This is a genomic window from Aeromonas sp. FDAARGOS 1417 (assembly GCF_019046985.1).
Taxonomy (GTDB): Bacteria; Pseudomonadota; Gammaproteobacteria; order Enterobacterales; family Aeromonadaceae; genus Aeromonas; species Aeromonas veronii.
The window spans coordinates 3805001-3824932 of the sequence record NZ_CP077221.1; the positions used below are offsets into that span (position 1 = coordinate 3805001).

Sequence of the window (19932 nt, forward strand, 5' to 3'; positions counted from 1 at the left end):
GTGGGAAGGCTCAGACAGCTAGGATGTTGGCTTAGAAGCAGCCATCATTTAAAGAAAGCGTAATAGCTCACTAGTCGAGTCGGCCTGCGCGGAAGATGTAACGGGGCTCAAACCAGGCACCGAAGCCGCGGATTCACACTTATGTGTGAGTGGTAGGGGAGCGTTCTGTAAGTCTGCGAAGGTGTATCGAGAGGTATGCTGGAGATATCAGAAGTGCGAATGCTGACGTAAGTAACGATAAAGGGGGTGAAAAGCCTCCTCGCCGGAAGACCAAGGGTTCCTGTCCAACGTTAATCGGGGCAGGGTGAGTCGACCCCTAAGGCGAGGCCGAAAGGCGTAGTCGATGGGAAGCAGGTTAATATTCCTGCACGACTTGTAATTGCGATGGGGGGACGGAGAAGGCTAGGTGGGCCAGGCGACGGTTGTCCTGGTGAAAGTGCGTAGGTGGTGTTTCTAGGCAAATCCGGAGACACAACACTGAGACACGAGACGAACACACTACGGTGTGGAAGCCATTGATGCCCTGCTTCCAGGAAAAGCCTCTAAGCTTCAGATTACAAGTCATCGTACCCCAAACCGACACAGGTGGTCGGGTAGAGAATACCAAGGCGCTTGAGAGAACTCGGGTGAAGGAACTAGGCAAAATAGAACCGTAACTTCGGGAGAAGGTTCGCTCTTGACAGTGAAGTCCCTCGCGGATGGAGCAGTTGGGAGTCGCAGTGACCAGATGGCTGGGACTGTTTATCAAAAACACAGCACTCTGCAAACACGAAAGTGGACGTATAGGGTGTGACACCTGCCCGGTGCCGGAAGGTTAATTGATGGGGTTAGCGCAAGCGAAGCTCTTGATCGAAGCCCCGGTAAACGGCGGCCGTAACTATAACGGTCCTAAGGTAGCGAAATTCCTTGTCGGGTAAGTTCCGACCTGCACGAATGGTGTAACCATGGCCATGCTGTCTCCACCCGAGACTCAGTGAAATCGAATTCGCCGTGAAGATGCGGTGTACCCGCGGCTAGACGGAAAGACCCCGTGAACCTTTACTACAGCTTGGCACTGAACATTGAACCTACATGTGTAGGATAGGTGGGAGGCTTTGAAGGCGTGACGCCAGTTGCGCTGGAGCCGTCCTTGAAATACCACCCTTGTATGTTTGATGTTCTAACGCAGGGCCCTGAATCGGGCTCGCGGACAGTGCCTGGTGGGTAGTTTGACTGGGGCGGTCTCCTCCCAAAGAGTAACGGAGGAGCACGAAGGTTGGCTAATCCTGGTCGGACATCAGGAGGTTAGTGCAATGGCATAAGCCAGCTTAACTGCGAGACGGACAGGTCGAGCAGGTACGAAAGTAGGTCATAGTGATCCGGTGGTTCTGAATGGAAGGGCCATCGCTCAACGGATAAAAGGTACTCCGGGGATAACAGGCTGATACCGCCCAAGAGTTCATATCGACGGCGGTGTTTGGCACCTCGATGTCGGCTCATCACATCCTGGGGCTGAAGTCGGTCCCAAGGGTATGGCTGTTCGCCATTTAAAGTGGTACGCGAGCTGGGTTCAGAACGTCGTGAGACAGTTCGGTCCCTATCTGCCGTGGGCGTTGGATGATTGAAGGGAGTTGCTCCTAGTACGAGAGGACCGGAGTGAACGAACCTCTGGTGTTCGGGTTGTCACGCCAGTGGCACTGCCCGGTAGCTAAGTTCGGAATCGATAACCGCTGAAAGCATCTAAGCGGGAAGCGAGCCCTGAGATGAGTCATCCCTGACCCCTTGAGGGTCCTAAAGGGCCGTTGGAGACCACAACGTTGATAGGTGGGGTGTGTAAGCGCGGCGACGTGTTGAGCTAACCCATACTAATTACCCGTGAGGCTTAACCATACAACACCCAAGAAGTGTTCTAAGGCTTGTAGCAAATAGAACGAACTACTCAAATTCAGTGATAGTGACAAGCCAAGCGCAACATCACTACTCACGTCAGCTTTCTAGATTAAGAATTTGCCTGGCGGCCATAGCGCCGTGGAACCACCTGATCCCATGCCGAACTCAGAAGTGAAACGCGGTAGCGCCGATGGTAGTGTGGCATTCGCCATGCGAGAGTAGGACACTGCCAGGCACCCAATACAAGAAACCCCGCTCATCGAGCGGGGTTTTTTATTGCCTGCAATTCAGCACGTCGCCGGATTATTAGACTTTACCCTTCTTGTCATTCATTGATTACCCTTCTAAAGCCCCAAAAAGGCCCCTTTTCTGTTCGATATTTCCTCACTAGTTCAATGTGTTGGATATAAAAAGCACAGAATGTGATGCCTCTACCTTTCTTGTGATGCCTGCTCTGGTTTAATTCTTCAGTCCACATGGATGGACCAAGGAATCACAATAATTTAAGGAATAGACCCATGTTCAAAAGAACAGTAACGATGATGCTGGCGGCGGGAACCCTGGTATTAGGCGGTTGCGCATCCAATGGTGGTGCAGAGCAGGCGGGGGCAGACAACAGCGACTTCGGTGGCAAGTCCATCTACCTGCGCGGGGAGATGAACGACTGGATGGCGACTGATGAAAGCAAGGTAGTCAAGGTGGCCGACAAGCTCTATATGGCCAAAGGCACCCTCAAGAAAGAGTGGTCCCCCTACAAGTTCAAGTTTGCTGATTCAGGCTGGAGCTGCGGTACCAACTTTGGCTACAAGAGCCCGAGTGATGGTGTTGCAGTATTGGGTGGTGAGGCGGTGCCGGTCAACCCCTGCTCCAAGTATGAGGACATGAAGTTCTCACCGGATGCCGATGGCGTTTATGAGTTCTATCTGAATATGGCGGGTGAAACGCCGACTGTTTACGTCAAGAAGCCCTGATCTATCTCTGAGTGTTAAATCTCTTAGCAAATTAATCAGTTAAGTGCCCTGGCCCAGAAATCTGCTGGCCGGGGCATTTTTTTAGGTTAGAATCGGCGCCCTCATGGCATCAGGTGTACTATATGTTGTGCCATTAATTTTAGATGGCACCATTGGTTGTGTTTTCTGCTGTTGTCATGATGTTGATGCATTCACATAAGGTTGATTGAAAATGGCTAAATCGAACCCGGTGCTGGAGAGTGAGCTTGGCTCCCGCCTTATCCCCATGCAGGAAACGTCCCTCGAGATCTGGGATAGCAAGTATCGCCTCAAGAGCAAGGATGGCACTCCCATCGACAGCTCTATCGATGAGACTTACCAGCGGGTAGCCCGTGCGTTGGCAGAGCAGGAGCTGGAACCGGAGGCCTGGTATGAGCCGTTCCTGTGGGCGCTGCGCAATGGGGCCATTCCGGCGGGCCGCATCACCTCCAACGCCGGGGCTTTTGAGCACAAGCCTGCCACTTCAACCATCAACTGCACTGTCTCCGGCACTATTGAAGATTCGATGGACGATATCCTCGGCAAGGTGCATGAGGCCGGCCTGACCCTGAAAGCCGGTTGCGGCATCGGCTATGACTTCTCGACCCTGCGCCCGCGCGGTGCCTTTGTCTCCGGTGCCGGTGCCTACACCTCCGGCCCACTCTCCTTCATGGATATCTACGACAAGATGTGTTTCACCGTCTCGTCAGCCGGTGGTCGTCGCGGCGCCCAGATGGGCACCATGGATATCCGCCACCCCGATGTGATCGAGTTTATTCAGGCCAAGCGTGAAGATGGACGCCTGCGTCAGTTCAACCTCTCCCTGCTGATCACCGAAGATTTCGTCAAAGCGGTGAAAGAGGATGCGCCCTGGTCGCTGATCTTCCCCTACACCGCCAAAGAGGTGGAGCAGGATGGCATTGCGCTGGACGATCCCGCTCAGGTGCTCTGGGCCGACTGGCCCAACAGGGAAGGGGTTGTATTCAACGAGTTGGGGCAGGTCGCCTGCAAGGTCTACAAGACCCTGCCAGCCCGCAAGCTGTGGAATGTCATCATGACCTCCACCTATGACTATGCAGAGCCCGGTTTCATCCTGATCGACAAGGTCAATCAGATGAACAACAACTGGTTCTGTGAAGAGATCCGCGCGACCAACCCCTGTGGTGAGCAGCCGTTGCCGCCCTACGGTGCCTGTCTGCTGGGCTCGGTCAATCTGACCAAGTTTGTGCGCGACCCTTTTACTGAAAACGCGGCATTCGATTGGCAGGCGTTTCGCAAGGTGGTGGCCATCTTTACTCGCATGCTCGACAACGTGGTGGAGATCAACCAACTGCCACTGGCCAAACAGCGCGAGGAGATCACAGCCAAGCGCCGGCATGGCATGGGTTTCCTGGGTCTTGGTTCGACCCTCACCATGCTGCAGATCAAGTACGGCTCTGCGGCATCCGTAGCCTTTACCGAGCAGGTATCCCAGGAGCTGGCGATGACCGGCTGGCAGGAGTCCCTGCGTCTTGCCAAGGAGAAGGGCCCAGCCCCCATCATGGAGCAGGAGTTCGAAGTGACCGGCAAGATGCTGCGTCTGCGCCCGGAAATGGCGGCTGATGGCATCAAGGTGGGCGACAAGGTGAAGGGCAAGGTGCTGCACGCACGCTACAGCCGTTACATGCAGCAGGTTGCCGAGGTGGATCCTGCGCTGGTCGCCGAGCTGGCGGAAGTGGGTGGGCGTTTCACACATCACAGCAGTATTGCGCCCACCGGCACCATCTCGCTGTCACTGGCCAACAACGCCAGCAACGGCATCGAGCCGAGCTTTGCCCACCACTACAGCCGCAACGTTATCAAGCCGGGCAAGAAGAGCAAGGAGAGCGTCGATGTCTACTCCTTCGAGCTGCTGGCCTACCGCGAGCTGGTGAATCCGGCCGCCATGCCCTATGCCGATGATGAGGCGAGCCGTCTGCCGGACTATTTCATTACTGCCGATGACATCAGCCCGGCCCAGCACGTGGACATTCAGGCGGCGGCTCAGCGCTGGATTGACTCCTCCATCTCCAAGACCGCCAACGTGCCGACCGATTTCCCGTTCGAGCAGTTCAAGGACATCTACATGTATGCCTCGGATTCTGGGCTCAAGGGCTGCACCACTTTCCGCTTCAATCCGGAGGCCTTCCAGGGCGTGCTGGTGAAGGAGAAGGATCTGGAGAACACCCTGTACGATTTCACTCTGGAGGATGGCTCCGTCGTCTCAGTCAAGGGGAACGAAGAGATTGAATACGATGGTGAGCTGCACACTGCCGCTAACCTCTACGACGCCTTGAAAGAAGGCTATTACGGTAAATTCTGAGAACGACATTATGGTCAAGAAGATCGACAAGAAAATCGTCGCCTACAAGGTGCGAACCAAGGATGAGCCGCAAGAAGATCTCTCTGCGCAGGATGACGTGGTGCACATGCACGAAACCGTGCTGCGCCCGGAGCGGCTGATGGGCACCACCTACAAGCTGAAGACGCCGGAGCATGTCTCCGAGCACTCGCTGTTCATCACCATCAACGACATCATTCTCAACGAGGGCACGGTGCACGAAACCCGCCGTCCATTCGAGATCTTCATCAACTCCAAGAGCCTGGAGCACTACCAGTGGATCGTGGCGCTGACCCGCATCATCTCGGCGGTATTCCGCAAGGGTGGGGATGTCACCTTCCTGGTGGAGGAGCTGCGTTCCGTATTCGATCCCAAGGGCGGCTACTGGAACAAGGGCAAGTATGTGCCGTCGCTGATCGCCGAAATTGGCAACGTGATCGAGAGCCATCTCACCGAGATAGGCATGCTCAAGGCGCCGGGGTTGGACGAGCATCAGCAGGCGTTCCTGGCCGAGAAGCAGGCCGAGTTGAAAGCCGCTCAGGAGGCTGAAGAGCAGCAGGCGAGCAGTGGTTTTCCGGCCAATGCCGTGCTCTGCTACAAGTGCCACACCAAGGCGCTGGTGCTGAAGGATGGCTGCATGACCTGCCTCAACTGTGGCGACTCCAAGTGCGGCTGACAGACATGCCCAAGTAGTTGAACGATAGAAAAAAGACCGGCCACAGTGCCGGTCTTTTTGTTGCTGTTTTTATGCTCAATCAAATCAGGCGGCCAAGTGATTTGTTGCGCGATAGTAAAATCGGGCGTAGCGTTGAGGGTAATAAAACTGTCACGGCCGTGTGGTTTCAATGACATCTGAGATTCACACACGTGGCCCTTCAGTGCCAAGGAGGATGCTTATGGACAATACGGACCGAAAGCTGTTTATCCTGGATACCAACGTTCTGCTTCACGAACCCCTCGCTATCTACTCCTTCAAAGAGCACGACGTGCTCATCCCCATGACGGTGCTGGAAGAGCTCGATAACATCAAGGATCGCAACAAGGATGTCAGCCGCGACGCGCGGGTGGCCATTCGTGCGCTGGAAGATGTGTTCCGCGATGCAACCCCGGATCAGATCACCCAGGGCGTTCCGCTGGCTGGCGAAGCGAGCGGCAATATCTGCATCTTCAGCGATCACCATCTGCCGCAGGATGCCGAGGTGTTTACCGACAAGGAGGCCGACAACCGCATCATCAACGCGGCCCTCTATCTGCAAAAGCACGAGTTGAAGCGTCAGGTGGTACTGGTCACCAAAGACATCAACATGCGCCTCAAGGCCAAGGGGGCCGGGCTTGCTCACGTTGAAGATTACCGTAGCGACCAGCTGATCGACGATATCCGCCTGCTGGCTAAAGGCTTTCAGGTTGTGCCCGGCAGCTTTTGGGAGCGGGTTGGCGAGTGCGAGAGCGAGACCCATGGCCGCGACACCATCCATGTGATCGATGCCAATCTGCTGGAAGGGGTTCACGTAAACCAGTATCTGGTGGATGAAGAGAATTTCTTCGCCGCCCGGGTACTCAGCCACGATGGCAGCAAGATCCGCATCAAGGATCTGGGCCGCGAGCGGCTGATGTCCCGCAAGGCGTGGGGTGTGCATCCCAAGAATGTCTATCAGGGGATGGCGTTGGATGCCCTGCTCGATCCGCACATCGATCTGGTGATCCTGACCGGCCCGGCGGGTTGCGGCAAAACCTTGCTGGCCATGGCTGCTGCGCTGGAGTTGGTGATTGAGAAGGGCATTTACGAGAAGGTGATCGTCACCCGGAATACCCCGGAAATTGCTGAGAGCATCGGCTTCCTGCCCGGCACCGAAGAGGAGAAGATGATGCCCTGGCTGGCGGCGGTGACTGACACCCTGGAGGTGCTGCACAAGCAGGACGAGAACATGAGCGGCTCGCTCAGCTACATCATGGAGAAGGCCAACATCCAGTTCAAATCGGTCAACTTCATGCGTGGGCGCAGCATCCAGAACACCTTCGTACTGCTGGATGAGTGCCAGAACCTGACCGCTTCCCAGATCAAGACCATCATCACCCGCTGCGGCGAGGGCACCAAGATCGTCTGCTCCGGTAACCTGGCCCAGATCGACTCCAACTATCTGAGCCCGGTGACCTCGGGTCTCACCTACATCGTCGAGCGTTTCAAGGATTTTGACGGCAGTGCCAACATCTTCCTCAATGGCGTGGTGCGTAGCAGATTGGCATCCTTTGCCGAGGAAAACCTCTGATTTAGCTGACTATCTTCATATGAAAAAGGGAAGCCACTTGGCTTCCCTTTTTTGATCCCGTCACCAGTTCAGTGTCCTTGGGTCACTGTCCAAGGTAGCGCAGCAGCCCCGGGTGGTTGCTGTTTTGCAGAATATCCGGCTTGCCTTGCAGGGCGATGCGCCCCTCGTCGACAAACAGCACCTGATCGGCAATCAGCTGGGCATCTTCCGGATTGTGGGAGACCATCAGTACGGTAATACCCTGTTCGCAGGCTAGCCTCGCCACTTCCGCCAGCATCTCCCGGCGCAGGGCGGGATCGAGGGCAGAGAAGGGCTCATCCAGCAGCAGCAGCGGTTTGCCGCGCACCAGCGCGCGAGCCAGCCCGACTCGCTGCTGCTGGCCGCCGGAGAGCTGCTCAGGCAGACGGTTTAGCATCTCGCCAAGACCAACCCGCTCGGCTGCATCGATCACCTGTGCCCGCTGGGCGGCACTCAGGCGTAGACCCGGGTGTAGGCCGATAGCGATGTTGTCGAACACCGACAAGTGGAGGAACAGGTTGTGATCCTGAAACAGGGTGGTGACCGGTCGCTCGGCGGGGCCCAGTGGCAGCAGATCTTCACCATCGAAGCTGAGACGGCCTGATTCCACCTGCACGAAGCCTGCGATCATCCCGAGCAGGGTCGACTTGCCCGCGCCGCTTGGGCCGATCAGTGCGGTGATCTCTCCCTGGGGCAGGGTCGCGCTGAAGCTGACGCGCCAGTCCGGGTAGCTGGTCGCAAGCGTATCAATGTTCAGCATGTTTTCCTCCAAGCCCCCGTTCCACCAGCCAGAACAGGGAGAAACAGAGTGTCAGCAGCAGCAGGGCGGTGGCGGCTGCCTCGGTCAATCGATAGCTGCCAAGCTGCTGGTAGAGCAGCCAGGGCAGGGTGGTAAGCTCCTGACTGCCAAACATGGCGATGGCGCCAAGATCCCCCAATGAGAGGATCATCGACAGCGCCATCGCCAGTGCCAGCGGGCGGCGCAGCAGCGGCCACTCCACCAGTCGCAGGCGATGCAGGCCACGTACCCCCAGGCTATCCGCCAGCCGGTCATACTGACGCACCACCAGCTGCATGGGGGCGGAGAGGGTGCGCAGCACGTAGGGTAGCGCCATCAGGGCGTTGACCAGCACCACCAGCCAGGGGCCGAGTGCGAATACATCGGCAAAGGGCATAAACAGGATGAAGAGACCGGTGGAGAGCACCACCGCCGGGATCATCAGGATCATCGAACCGCTGGCCTCCCACAGGGCGGCAGCCCGTCGCTGGCGAGTGCGCACCTTGAGGTGACGGCTGGTGAGTAGCAGGCCGCTGCCAAGCAGGGTCGCCAGGGTGCCCGCCGCCAGCGCAATCAGCAGCGACTGGCCGCTCGCCTGCCACAGCTTGCTGGAGGTGAGCGCTGTCAGCAGGCCGGGTTGAAGGCCTGCCACTACGATGGCAAGCAACGGTGGCAGAAAGATGGCGAGCCCGATACCGAGCGAGAGCAGGTCCACCACTGCCGTGCCCGGCTGATGACGGTCCGGCCGCAGACAGGGGCGACGGGGGGCCACCCTGCTGGCCGGGGTGCTCTGCAGCTTGTGCTGCAGGGCGAGCAGGGCGGCGGTCAGGATGAGCTGCACCAGCGCCAATCCGCCCGCGGTGGCGAGATCGAAGTCAAAGCGCAGCGCCTGATAGACAGCCACCTCCAGGGTGGTCGATTTGGGCCCGCCCCCCAGCGCCAGTACGGTGGTGAAGCTGGTGAAGCAGAGCATAAAGATGAGGCTGGCCAGCCCAGGCAATATGCCGCGAATAAGCGGCCACTCCAGCAGCCGGAAGATGTGGGATGAGCGCATGCCGAGCTGGCTGGCGAGGCGCCAGCTCGATTCGGGGATGCTCTCTATGCTCTGCAACATCAGGCGTGCTGCCAGCGGCATATTGAAGAAGACGTGGGCCAGCAGGATACCGAACAGGCCGTAGAGATAGTTGCCGGGATCCAGCCCCAGTGAGCGCAACAGTTGCGGCAGCCACCCCTGTTTGCCGTGTACCGCTACTATGCCGAAGATGGCGATGATGACCGGCAGTACCAGTGAGAGGCCAAACAACTTGATCAGCAGGGTGCGGCCAAGGAAGCGCCGCCGTGCCAGCGCGCGGGCCACCGGAATGGCCAGCCCCAGGCTCAGCAGGGTGGAGAGCAGTGCCTGCCCCAGACTGAAGCCCAGTACATGACGTAGATAAGGATCTGCGAGCAGAGTGCGGGGGGCCAGCGAACCGGCCTGCCACAGCAGGGCCGCAAGCGGCCCGAGGGATAACAGCAGGATCAACAGGGTGGCAGCACTTCCCGGCAACCACCAGAGGGAACGAGCCTGTGGTTTCAGATGACGGCTCACTGGGTGACGGCTTGCAGCCACTCGCGGATCCACCCTTTGCGATTGGCGGCCACCTCATCGCTGCTGAAGGCGAGCGGCTTGGCTACGGTGATCATCTGCTCGAAGCCCTTGGGCAGCGGTGTGTCGATAACGGGATACATCCAGTTGCCGGTCGGGATCTCGTTCTGGAAGGCGGGGCTCACCATAAATTGCAGGAACTGGTCAGCCAGCTTCTCCTGTTTGGCGCTCTTCAGCTTGGCAGCCACTTCTACCTGACGGTAGTGACCCTCTTCGAAGGCGGCAGCCTGATACTGGGGCTTGTTCTCGGCAATCAGGTGATAGGCCGGAGAGGTGGTGTAGGAGAGCACCATGTCCGCTTCGCCATCGAGGAACATGCCATAGGCCTCTGACCACCCCTTGGTGACGGTGACCGTCTTTTTGGCAAGCTCGCCCCAGGCGGCAGGCGCCTTGTCGCCGTAGACAGACTTCATCCACAGCATCAGCCCCTGCCCCGGGGTGGAGGTGCGGGGATCCTGATAGATCACCTTGAGGTCGGGACGCTCCACCAGCTCTTTCAGGCTCTTGGGCGGCTGCTTGAGTTTGTCTTTGTCATAGACGAAGGCGAAGTAGCCGTAGTCGTAGGGGACGAAGGTGTCATCCTGCCAGCCACCCGGCACCTTGATGCCATCCAGCTTGGCGGGATGGGGGGCGAACAGGCCGCTCTGTTTGGCTTCGCTGATGAGGGCATCGTCAAGCCCCAGCACCAGATCGGCCTTACTGTGGTTGCCCTCCAGCCGCAGCCGGTTGAGGATGGCGACCCCATCTTCGAGGGGAACCAGATTGAGGGTGCAGTCGCACTCTTTCTCGAAGGCCTGTTTGATCTTGGGCCCCGGACCCCACTCGGCAGTGAAGGAGCTGTAGGTGTAGACGGTGAGGGTGTCGGCGGCGAACACATTGGCCGACAGCAGGCCGGTGGTGACCAGCAGCAGGGTCTTCATGGGTGGCACTCCCTATTGCTTGTTAATAACGAGGTGCCAGCGGGTGAGGGCGCAAAAAATGAGCGCCATGCCTCAAATTCCTCCGCCAGCATTATCTGGATCAGGTACACGGGTATAATCTCAGCGGTAAACCGCACCCCGTTTGAGAAACGAACCGCATTGTATTAACGTTCTTTTGGGTAGACCAGCACAATTGTGCAATACCCATGAGATGACGCCCACCCAACAGAGGATGTTCGCGTGCTTACCAATACCAAGGAAAGGCGTGCCTTTGCGCGCATGGTCATCAATGCTCCGGTCACCGTCTATCAGCAGCAGCTGGTGCTGGAGGGGATCTGCCGGGATCTCAGTGCCAACGGCATGGGGATTGCGGTCTCTGAACACCAGCTCGACATCAATCAACCCATCCGGATCAGTCTTGCCACCAACAACAACCTGTTACCTCCCTTTGAAGCCCATGCCCGTATTATCCGGGTGCTGGAGGAGGAGAGCGGGTTGTTGCTGGCGGTAGAGTTTCTGCCTCAAGGTTAATCCTCTCTCCCCATCGGCAGAGGGAGGGGATTAACCTTTCTCCTGAACCGGCTGCACACTCAACTGCTTGCTATCGACCAGCGTTTTGCTGGTCGATGCTATTTGGCCCGCAGGCCAGGTGGCGGGGCCGGTAGGTTCGAGCAGCAGGTAGTTCTGCCCTTGCCAGTTGAGGGTCACATCCCCCGGCTTGGCGGGCAGGTCAACGGCCAGCAGGGCATGGCCGGGGACGAACACCATGGCCTGTTTCAGCTCGGGAAAGAGCTGGGCCAGCATGGCAGCCATTAGGGTTACCTTGCTGTCGCAATCACCCCGGTTCTGCTCCAGCACCTGACGGGGCGGGAGAAAGCCCTTGCCCTGCCTTCCGTTCAGGCTGTCGATCTGCTGATAGGGGATGCTCTGGATAAAGGTGAGCATGTGGGCCACGGTCTTCTGGCGCGCTTCCGTTTCGGTACTGCCTTGCTGCTTGAGTTGATCCGCCAGTGGAGCCAGCCCGCTGCGACTCTCCAGCGCGATGCGCACATGATCCTGCTTCACCGCCAGCTGCCCGTCCGGGGTGTTGAAGTACTGGAAGTAGTGTTTGGTCAGCCACGCCTGCTCCTCTTTGCTCCGCTTGGACTGCAGAAAGGCCATCGCCTCGCGCGCCTTGTCCTGATTGCGGCTTTTCAGATGCAGCTCCAGCGAGGGACGGGCGAGGGTGAACTGCACCTCGGGGTAGTTCTGGCGCACCTCCCGCAGCAACACCTGCAACACCTCCTCCTGCATTCTGGCCGGGCGATAGGCGATGAGAGGCGGCAACTTGCCCTGTTCGAGTCGGTAGGTGAGCTGTTGGGGTTTACCTTCGCTATCCTGCCAGCCGACGCTGATCTGGCCGAGGCTGTTGTTGAAGCTGGTTTGGCTGGCCCCCGCAGGCAGGGCAAGCAGCAGGGCACAGAGCAGAGGGATTGCCGTCGGTCTCTTCATCATCCTTTCCTGTGGCACGGGCCAGTTCCGGTGGCCCAAAGTGGGAAGCGTCGCGGACAGTAAAACAGGGAGCCGAAGCTCCCTTTTGATTCTACTCGTTTTTTTGCAACTGGCGCGTTAAATCCAGCTCGGCTGCTTCGCCTCGAAGGCGCTGATGGCGGCTTCGTGTTGCAGGGTCAGGCCGATGGCATCCAAGCCGTTGAGCAGGCAGTAACGGCGGAATTCGTCGATCTCGAAACCGAAGCTGAGGCTACCTGCTCGCACCTGATTGGCTTCCAGATCCACCTCGATCTCGATGCCCGGTTTGTCGGCCACCAGCTGGAACAGGGCATCGACCTCCTCCTCATTCAGGCGCACCGGCACCATGCCATTGTTGATGGCGTTGCCGTAGAAAATGTCGGCAAAGCTCGGGGCAATGATGGTCTTGAAGCCGTAGTCGGCCAGCGCCCAGGGGGCGTGCTCGCGACTAGACCCGCAGCCGAAGTTCTCGCGGGCCAGCAGAATGCTGGCACCGGCGAATTGCGGCTGGTTCAGTACAAACTCGGGGTTGGGCTGCTGGCCGGCATCGTCGAGGAAGCGCCAGTCGTGGAACAGGTGCTTGCCGAAACCAATGCGGTTGACCTTCTGCAAAAACTGTTTGGGAATGATGGCGTCGGTGTCGACGTTGGCGCTGTCGAGGGGGACGACGATCCCTTTATGCTGTTTGAATCCTGTCATCGTAATGTCCTCTTACAGTACGCGAATGTCGGCGAAGCGGCCGGTGACGGCGGCGGCGGCGGCCATGGCCGGGCTGACCAGATGGGTGCGGCCGGCGCGGCCCTGACGCCCTTCGAAGTTGCGGTTGCTGGTGGAGGCGCAGCGCTCTCCCGGTTGCAGCCGGTCGTTGTTCATCGCCAGACACATGGAGCACCCCGGCAGGCGCCACTCAAAACCGGCCTCGATGAAGATCTTGTCCAGCCCCTCGGCTTCGGCCTGCGCCTTCACCTGCTCGGAACCCGGCACCACCAGCGCCTGCACGCCAGCGGCAACCTTGCGACCGCGAGCGATGGCGGCGGCGGCGCGCAGATCCTCAATGCGGCTGTTGGTGCACGACCCGATAAATACTTTGTCGATGGCAACGTCGGAGAGCTTCTGACCCGGTTGCAAGTCCATGTAGGCGAGCGCCTTGCGGGCTGACTGCTGCTCCATCAGATCGCTGAAGGATTCCGGCGCCGGAATGGGTTCATTAACGGCAATCACCTGCCCCGGGTTGGTACCCCAGGTGACCTGTGGGGCGATATCGGCGGCGTCCAGCACCACTTCGGCATCGAAACGGGCACCTTCATCGCTCTTGAGGCTCTGCCAGTAGGCGATGGCCTGCTCCAGCGCCTCGCCCTTGGGGGCGAACTCCTTGCCGCGGATGTAGTCGATGGTGGTCTGGTCGGGGGCTATCATGCCGGCCTTGGCGCCCAGCTCGATGGCCATGTTGCACACCGTCATCCGCCCTTCCATGGAGAGGCTCGCAATGGCCTCGCCAGCAAACTCCACCACGTAGCCGGTACCACCGGCATGGCCGACCCGGCCTATGATGGCCAGCACAACGTCCTTGGCACTGATCCCCTCGGCCAGCTTGCCGTTGACCGAAATGCGCATGGTCTTGGCGCGGCCCTGTTTCAGGGTCTGGGTCGCCATCACATGTTCCACTTCGGAAGTGCCGATGCCGAACGCCAGCGAGCCGAAGGCGCCGTGGGTTGCGGTGTGGGAGTCGCCGCAGACGATGGTGGTGCCGGGCAGGGTAATGCCGAGCTCGGGGCCCATCACATGGACGATCCCCTGATATTTGTGGTTGAGATCGTAGAGGCGAACCCCGAACTCTTTGCAGTTGTCGGCCAGCGTCTCCATCTGGATGCGGGCCATCTCGCCGGAGGCGGCGATGTCCTTGGTGGTGGTGGATACGTTGTGATCCATGGTGGCCCAGGTCAGATCCGGGCGGCGCAGCTGGCGATTCATGGCGCGCAGGCCGTCGAATGCCTGCGGGCTGGTCACTTCATGCACCAGATGGCGGTCGATGTAGATGAGGGGGGTCTCCCCTTCCACTTCCCGTACCACGTGGGCGTCGAATACTTTCTGATAGAGGGTCTTGGCCATTGCTTCTCTCTTCCTTGTTGTCTGTTATGCGGCTCAGATCCGGGCGGCGATCAGGCTACCCATCTCGGACGTGCTCTGCACCGGATGGCGGGCGCTGGCCTGATGCAGGTCGGCGGTGAAGTAACCCTCGGCCAGGGTCTGGGCCACGGCCTGCTCAATGGCCTGGGCGGCAGCTTCCATCCCTAAGCTGTAGCGCAGCATCAGGGCGGCGGAGAGGATCTGGGCGATGGGGTTGGCAATCCCTTTGCCGGCGATATCCGGGGCCGAACCACCGGCCGGTTCGAACAGGCCGAAACCCGATTCGTTGAGGCTGGCGGAGGGGAGCAGCCCCATGGAACCGGTGATCATGGCGCACTCGTCGGAGAGGATGTCACCGAACAGATTGGAGCAGAGCAGCACGTCGAACTGGGACGGATCCTTGATGAGCTGCATGGTGGCGTTGTCGATATACATATGGCTCAGCGCCACATCCGGATAGGACTTGGCGACTTGCGTCACCACCTCGCGCCACAGAATGGAGGAGGCGAGCACGTTGGCCTTGTCGATGGAGGTGACCTTGCCACGGCGCACGCGAGCCGATTCGAACGCTATCTTGGCGATGCGCTCAATCTCGAAGCGGTGGTACACCTCGGTATCGAACGCCTTCTCGTTCGCCCCTTCTCCCTCGCGCCCCTTGGGCTGGCCGAAGTAGATGCCACCGGTCAGCTCGCGCACACAGGCGATGTCAAATCCGCGATCGGAGATGTCGGCACGCAGGGGTGAGAACTGCTCTAAACCGGTATAGATACGGGCCGGACGCAGGTTGCAGAACAGCTTGAAGTGGGCGCGCAGGGGCAGCAGTGCGCCACGCTCAGGCTGATCGTTAGGGGGCAGATGTTCCCATTTCGGGCCGCCCACCGAGCCAAACAGCACGGCATCGGCCACTTCACAGCCTTTGATGGTGCTTTGCGGCAGCGGGGTGCCGTGGTTGTCGATGGCGATACCGCCCACGTCATGGCGATCATACTCGAAGGCGAGGCCGAACCTGGCCTGCACCTTCTCCAGCACCTTGATGGCCTCGGCCATCACTTCAGGGCCAATGCCGTCACCCGGCAATACTGCGATCCGATAACTGCTCATACTGTCTCCGTCTTGATAGTGTTATTTCGTTCCATCTGTTCGGCGACCTGATCGGCGCGCCAGATGCTGTTGATCACATGGAGCAGGGCGTGGGCCGAGGATTCGATGATGTCGGTGGCCAGACCCATGCCGTGGAATTTGCGCCCCTTGTACTCGGCGACGATATCGACCTGACCGAGGGCATCTTCCCCTTCGCCCTTGCTCTTGAGAGCATATTTATCGATGCGGATCTCATAGCCGGTGATGCGGTTGATGCACTGGTAGACCGCATCCACCGGGCCATTGCCGGTGGCCGCTTCACAGATCAGATCCTGACCCACCTTCAGTTTGACCGAGGCGGTGGCCAGCACCGAGCTGCCACTCTGCACTCCGAGATACTCCAGCTTGAAGTGTTCCGGCTCCTCGTGGATCTGGCTGAAGAAGGCCAGTGCTTCGAGGTCGTAGTCGAACACCTGCCCCTTCTTGTCGGCAAGGGTCAGGAACTTGCCGTAGAGGTGGTCGAGGTCGTAGCTGCTCTCGGCGTAGCCCATGGACTCCATCCGGTGCTTGATAACGTGGCGGCCGGAGCGGGAGGTCATGTTGAGGTTGTTCTGGGTCAGGCCGATGCTCTCGGGAGTGATGATTTCGTAGGTATTTTTCGCCTTGAGCACCCCATCCTGATGGATGCCGGAGCTGTGGGAGAAGGCGTTGGCCCCGACGATCGCCTTGTTGGGCTGCACCGGCATATTGCACAGCTGGCTGACGAGGGTGCTGGTGCGATGAATTTCGTTGTGACGGATATTGGTTTGCACCCCGAGCAGGTCGGCGCGGGTTTTGAGGATCATCGCCACCTCTTCCAGCGAGCAGTTGCCCGCCCGTTCGCCGATGCCGTTGATGGTGCACTCGATCTGGCGGGCCCCCATCTGCACCGCGCCGATGGAGTTGGCCACCGAGAGCCCCAGATCGTCGTGGCAGTGGACCGAGATGATCGCCTTGTCGATATTGGGGACCCGGTTGAACAGGGTGTGGATGATGCCGGAGAACTCGGTCGGCACCGTGTAGCCCACGGTATCCGGGATATTGATGGTGCGGGCGCCAGCCTTGATGGCGGCCTCCACCATGCGGCAGAGATTATCGATCGGCGTGCGGCCCGCATCCTCGCAGGAGAACTCCACATCATCGGTGTAGCGCAGGGCGTGCTTGATGGCGCCGACCCCCATTTCCAGCACATCCTCGAAGCTCTTTTTCAGCTTGCTCTCCACATGGATGGAGGAGGTGGAGATAAAGGTGTGGATGCGAAACGCCTCGGCGACCCGCAAGGCTTCACCGGCGGCATCGATATCTTTTGGCAGGGCGCGGGCGAGGGCGCAGACCCGGCTGTTCTTGATGTGGCGGGCTATGGTTTGCACCGATTGAAAATCGCCGGGAGAAGAGACCGGGAAGCCCACCTCCATGACGTCGACACCGAGCCGCTCCAGCGCCTGGGCTATCTGCAGCTTCTCCTTGACTGTCAAACTGGCCGCCAGGGCCTGCTCACCATCACGCAAGGTGGTGTCGAATATGATGACCCGATCTGACATGTGACTTCCCTCTTCCTAAGTTCGGTAACGTGCATCCTGCGGCGGCATAAAAAAACCCGTGCAGGGTGCACGGGTTTTTGTAAATTCCGGCTATGCCTTAGCCCGGCTACAAGGATCCCGCGCGAGTTAACGCGATTAGGGAGATTAGTAGTAGCGGGGTGGCAATACGCATGACGTTGTTATTCCTTCCAGTCGATAACGCTTTTACCAATATCGAGATTTTTATGCTGTGTCAACACGGAAGGTCAGGGGCAATCTGCTGACGTATTTAATCGGATTGTAAAGGATTGCAAATTTCCTTGTCCCATATTCGGCCCATGACCGATTATCTGGTCATTCCTGCTGTGCTCTATTCTCTGCACAACCAGATCGACTTATCAGCATTGGCTGAATTATCTGAGGTGTTAAATGGAAAAACGTAGACCTGGTCGTCCGGTCGGACGTTCTGACATTCGTGACAAGTTGCTTGCTGCCGCCCGTGAGCGTTTTCTCAATACTCCCTATAGCAAGGTGACTACACGCGAAATCGCGGAGCTTGCTGGCTCTAATCTGGCAATGATCCACTACTACTTCGGCAGTAAAGAGGGTCTTTACAAAGCGGTGCTGGGCGATGTCGCCGAGCCCCTCGACCATGCTTGGCAAGATGAACACAGCAATCACAGTCTCAACGAGCTGCTCAATACCTACTATCAGGTGATGGCGCCCAACAGCGAGCTGACCTCTGCCATCTCCAGTGCATTGTCGACCGAGAAAAGCCCGGGCCGGGATTTTGTGCTGAACCGCCTGCTGGAACGTCAGCTGCCGCAGTTCGATGCCCTGCTGGAAACCATGAAGTCCAACGGTGAGCTGGGTGACAACCTAGATCCCGACATGCTGAAGATCTCCTTCCTCAGCATGATGTGGCAGCCGTTCGTGATGAAAGACCTCTACGAGCAGGTGTTTGGCCTGAAAGTGGATGAGCACTTCATGGCCCGTCTGGCGGACCACAACTGCCGTCTGATGGAGACCGGTCTGCGCGGCAGCCACTGATTTTGCCGCCACATCGAGATTAAAAAGGGCCATTCGGCCCTTTTTTCATAAATCTGTTATCCCTTGTTCAACGTAACGTCATCCCGCTTTCTTACTCTGCAAGCAGAATTCAGGGAAGGAGGGGATATGAACAAGATCCAGCAATGGGACCTGCAGGTGTGCCGGGTCTGCCTGCTTCACGGCTACAACCGGCAGCAGGCGAGGGTGAGTCGTCTCATTTCCCGCACCGGCGATGGCCCGCTTTACGCTGTGCTGGCCGCCCTGCTCTGGTGGCAGGGGGAGGCAGAGCGGGAGCTGGTGCGACTGGCGCTGCTAGCCTTCGCCATCGAACTGCCCCTCTATCTGCTGCTGAAAAACAGCCTGAAACGGCAACGGCCGGTCGGCTTGCCGGTCTTTATCACTCCTTCCGATCGTTACAGTCTCCCCTCCGGCCACACCGCCGCCGCTTTTCTGATGGCCACCATACTGGCCACCGGCTTTCCGCTCTGGGCGCCCCTGCTGTTTGGCTGGGCTGCGCTGGTGGGGGCATCCCGGTTGTTGCTCGGGGTACACTACCTGAGCGATCTGGTAGCCGGTGCCCTGCTGGGTGGCGGTTGCGCCGTGCTGGCGCTCGGCTGGAGCCACTCATGAGGATACTGTTCGGGGTGCAAGGCACCGGCAACGGCCATATCAGTCGCAGTCGCACCCTGGCGCGGGCGCTGCGCACGGCAGGGGTCGAGGTGGATTATCTCTTTAGCGGCCGCCCCGCTGACCGCTACTTCGACATGGAGGAGTTTGGCGCCTACCGCGCCTTTCCCGGCCTCACTTTTGTCAGTCACGAGGGGCGAGTTTCTCCGTGGCGCACCCTGCAAGCCGCCTCGCCGCTCACCTTCTGGCGGGATCTGCGGGCTCTCGATTGCAGCGAATACGATCTGGTGGTGAGCGATTTTGAGCCGCTGACCGCCCACGCCGCCCGCCGCTATGGCAAGCCGAGCCTCACCGTCAGTCATCAGGCCAGCTTCAACTGGCCCATCCCGCGTTGGGGGGAGGATGGGGTCAGCCGCCAGCTGATGCGCCACTTTGCTCCTGTGGATCAGCCGCTCGGGCTGCACTGGTTTCACTTCGGTCACCCCTTGTTGCCGCCGGTGATCGACCCTATCGCCGCTGCGCCGGATAACGGCGAGATCCTGGTCTATCTGCCGTTCGAGCAGACCGAGGCGATCGCCGCCCTGTTGTCGCGCTTTGGTCAGCAACGCTTCGTCTGCTTTCACCCCGCCATTCGCACCCCCAGCCAATGGCGCAACCTGCGCTTCGAGCCGCCGTCGCGGCACGGTTTTATCGCCGTACTGGCCGGTTGTCGCGGCGTGATATCCAACGCGGGTTTCGAGCTGGCTTCCGAGGCGCTCACCCTCGGCAAGAAGCTGCTGGTCAAACCCCTCGGCGGCCAGTTCGAGCAGCTGACCAACGGCAAGACCCTCGAGATGATGGGACTGGCGACCCTGATGGATGTGCTCGATGCCAATCTGGTGCGCACCTGGCTCGACAGCGCCTCGCCGGGGGCAGTCTGTTACCCCGATGTAGCAGGGGAGCTGGCCCGCTGGCTGGCGGCGGGCGCTGACGAGAGCGTGGCCTCTCTGTCGCGGCGGCTCTGGGCTCGCACTCTGTTTCCGGAGGAGGTGAGTGATCGTCTGAGCGAGCTGGATGGCGGCGACTGTTTATCCAGTTGCTGGTTATCGCAAGTGAGCGTTGTTGACTAGACTGAAAGGCGATCCCACCAAGGAGA

16 protein-coding genes, 2 rRNA genes and 1 riboswitch (1 of these 19 running past the window's edge) are annotated in these 19932 nt (G+C 59.1%); of the genes, 10 read left to right on the forward strand and 8 right to left on the reverse strand.

What is annotated here, in order from left to right; genetic code table 11:
- The 6 genes from I6L47_RS17605 to I6L47_RS17630 form a co-directional block, all read left to right on the forward strand.
- Positions 1 to 1869 (forward strand): 23S ribosomal RNA (locus I6L47_RS17605) (it extends 1021 nt beyond the left edge of the window).
- 120 nt (positions 1870 to 1989) lie between these two features.
- Positions 1990 to 2104: ribosomal RNA gene (gene rrf / locus I6L47_RS17610) — 5S ribosomal RNA — on the forward strand.
- 283 nt (positions 2105 to 2387) lie between these two features.
- On the forward strand, positions 2388 to 2840 hold the full coding sequence (locus I6L47_RS17615) for a pullulanase (protein WP_216947978.1): 453 nt from the start codon (positions 2388 to 2390) through the stop codon (positions 2838 to 2840).
- A 211-nt stretch (positions 2841 to 3051) separates the two neighbouring features.
- On the forward strand, positions 3052 to 5199 hold the full coding sequence (locus I6L47_RS17620) for an adenosylcobalamin-dependent ribonucleoside-diphosphate reductase (protein WP_216947979.1): 2148 nt from the start codon (positions 3052 to 3054) through the stop codon (positions 5197 to 5199).
- 10 nt (positions 5200 to 5209) lie between these two features.
- Positions 5210 to 5893 carry an NrdJb gene (locus I6L47_RS17625; protein ID WP_216947980.1) on the forward strand — a complete coding sequence of 228 codons (684 nt, stop codon included), beginning with the start codon at positions 5210 to 5212 and terminating at the stop codon, positions 5891 to 5893.
- Between the two features lie 220 nt (positions 5894 to 6113).
- Positions 6114 to 7484 (forward strand): PhoH family protein, encoded by a 1371-nt coding sequence (locus tag I6L47_RS17630; RefSeq protein WP_005339173.1) that lies wholly within the window; start codon positions 6114 to 6116, stop codon positions 7482 to 7484.
- A gap of 82 nt (positions 7485 to 7566) precedes the next feature.
- On the opposite strand, the gene thiQ is transcribed toward I6L47_RS17630, so the two are convergent.
- The 3 genes from thiQ to thiB are packed head-to-tail and all read right to left on the reverse strand — an operon-like array spanning position 7567 to position 10845.
- Complete coding sequence (gene thiQ, locus I6L47_RS17635; RefSeq protein WP_216947981.1) at positions 7567 to 8262, reverse strand: thiamine ABC transporter ATP-binding protein; 696 nt, start codon at positions 8260 to 8262, stop codon at positions 7567 to 7569.
- Positions 8249 to 9868 carry a thiamine/thiamine pyrophosphate ABC transporter permease gene (thiP, locus tag I6L47_RS17640; RefSeq protein ID WP_216947982.1) on the reverse strand — a complete coding sequence of 540 codons (1620 nt, stop codon included), beginning with the start codon at positions 9866 to 9868 and terminating at the stop codon, positions 8249 to 8251. The genes thiQ and thiP overlap by 14 nt, the downstream gene beginning before the upstream one ends.
- On the reverse strand, positions 9865 to 10845 hold the full coding sequence (gene thiB, locus I6L47_RS17645; RefSeq protein WP_216947983.1) for a thiamine ABC transporter substrate binding subunit: 981 nt from the start codon (positions 10843 to 10845) through the stop codon (positions 9865 to 9867). The genes thiP and thiB overlap by 4 nt, the downstream gene beginning before the upstream one ends.
- Before the next feature lie 60 nt (positions 10846 to 10905).
- Positions 10906 to 10996, reverse strand: a riboswitch (TPP riboswitch).
- Between the two features lie 89 nt (positions 10997 to 11085).
- Here thiB and I6L47_RS17650 point away from each other — a divergent pair.
- On the forward strand, positions 11086 to 11376 hold the full coding sequence (locus I6L47_RS17650) for a PilZ domain-containing protein (protein ID WP_005339160.1): 291 nt from the start codon (positions 11086 to 11088) through the stop codon (positions 11374 to 11376).
- A gap of 30 nt (positions 11377 to 11406) precedes the next feature.
- Here I6L47_RS17650 and I6L47_RS17655 read toward each other — a convergent pair whose 3' ends face one another.
- From I6L47_RS17655 to leuA, 5 genes are all read right to left on the reverse strand, one after another.
- A complete protein-coding gene (locus I6L47_RS17655) occupies positions 11407 to 12336 on the reverse strand; it encodes a transglutaminase domain-containing protein (protein ID WP_216949382.1) in 930 nt (309 codons plus the stop codon).
- A gap of 117 nt (positions 12337 to 12453) precedes the next feature.
- Entirely contained in the window at positions 12454 to 13053 is a 600-nt protein-coding gene (gene leuD / locus I6L47_RS17660; RefSeq protein WP_216947984.1) for a 3-isopropylmalate dehydratase small subunit, read from the reverse strand.
- Positions 13054 to 13065: 12 nt separating this feature from the next.
- Positions 13066 to 14463, reverse strand: a complete 1398-nt coding sequence (gene leuC, locus I6L47_RS17665) for a 3-isopropylmalate dehydratase large subunit (protein WP_216947985.1) — start codon at positions 14461 to 14463, stop codon at positions 13066 to 13068.
- 33 nt (positions 14464 to 14496) lie between these two features.
- Positions 14497 to 15582 carry a 3-isopropylmalate dehydrogenase gene (gene leuB, locus I6L47_RS17670; protein WP_216947986.1) on the reverse strand — a complete coding sequence of 362 codons (1086 nt, stop codon included), beginning with the start codon at positions 15580 to 15582 and terminating at the stop codon, positions 14497 to 14499.
- Positions 15579 to 17141, reverse strand: coding sequence for a 2-isopropylmalate synthase (gene leuA, locus I6L47_RS17675; RefSeq protein ID WP_139399027.1), 1563 nt, complete (start codon positions 17139 to 17141; stop codon positions 15579 to 15581). The genes leuB and leuA overlap by 4 nt, the downstream gene beginning before the upstream one ends.
- Before the next feature lie 408 nt (positions 17142 to 17549).
- Here leuA and I6L47_RS17680 point away from each other — a divergent pair, with 408 nt between their 5' ends.
- From I6L47_RS17680 to I6L47_RS17690, 3 genes are all read left to right on the forward strand, one after another.
- Complete coding sequence (locus I6L47_RS17680; protein WP_005349170.1) at positions 17550 to 18170, forward strand: TetR/AcrR family transcriptional regulator; 621 nt, start codon at positions 17550 to 17552, stop codon at positions 18168 to 18170.
- A gap of 126 nt (positions 18171 to 18296) precedes the next feature.
- Entirely contained in the window at positions 18297 to 18800 is a 504-nt protein-coding gene (locus tag I6L47_RS17685) for a phosphatase PAP2 family protein (RefSeq protein ID WP_005339149.1), read from the forward strand.
- The gene (locus I6L47_RS17690) at positions 18797 to 19906 is read left to right on the forward strand and encodes an MJ1255/VC2487 family glycosyltransferase (RefSeq protein ID WP_005358199.1); all 1110 of its coding nucleotides are present in this window, start codon (positions 18797 to 18799) and stop codon (positions 19904 to 19906) included. The genes I6L47_RS17685 and I6L47_RS17690 overlap by 4 nt, the downstream gene beginning before the upstream one ends.
- Positions 19907 to 19932: the final 26 nt, after the last annotated feature.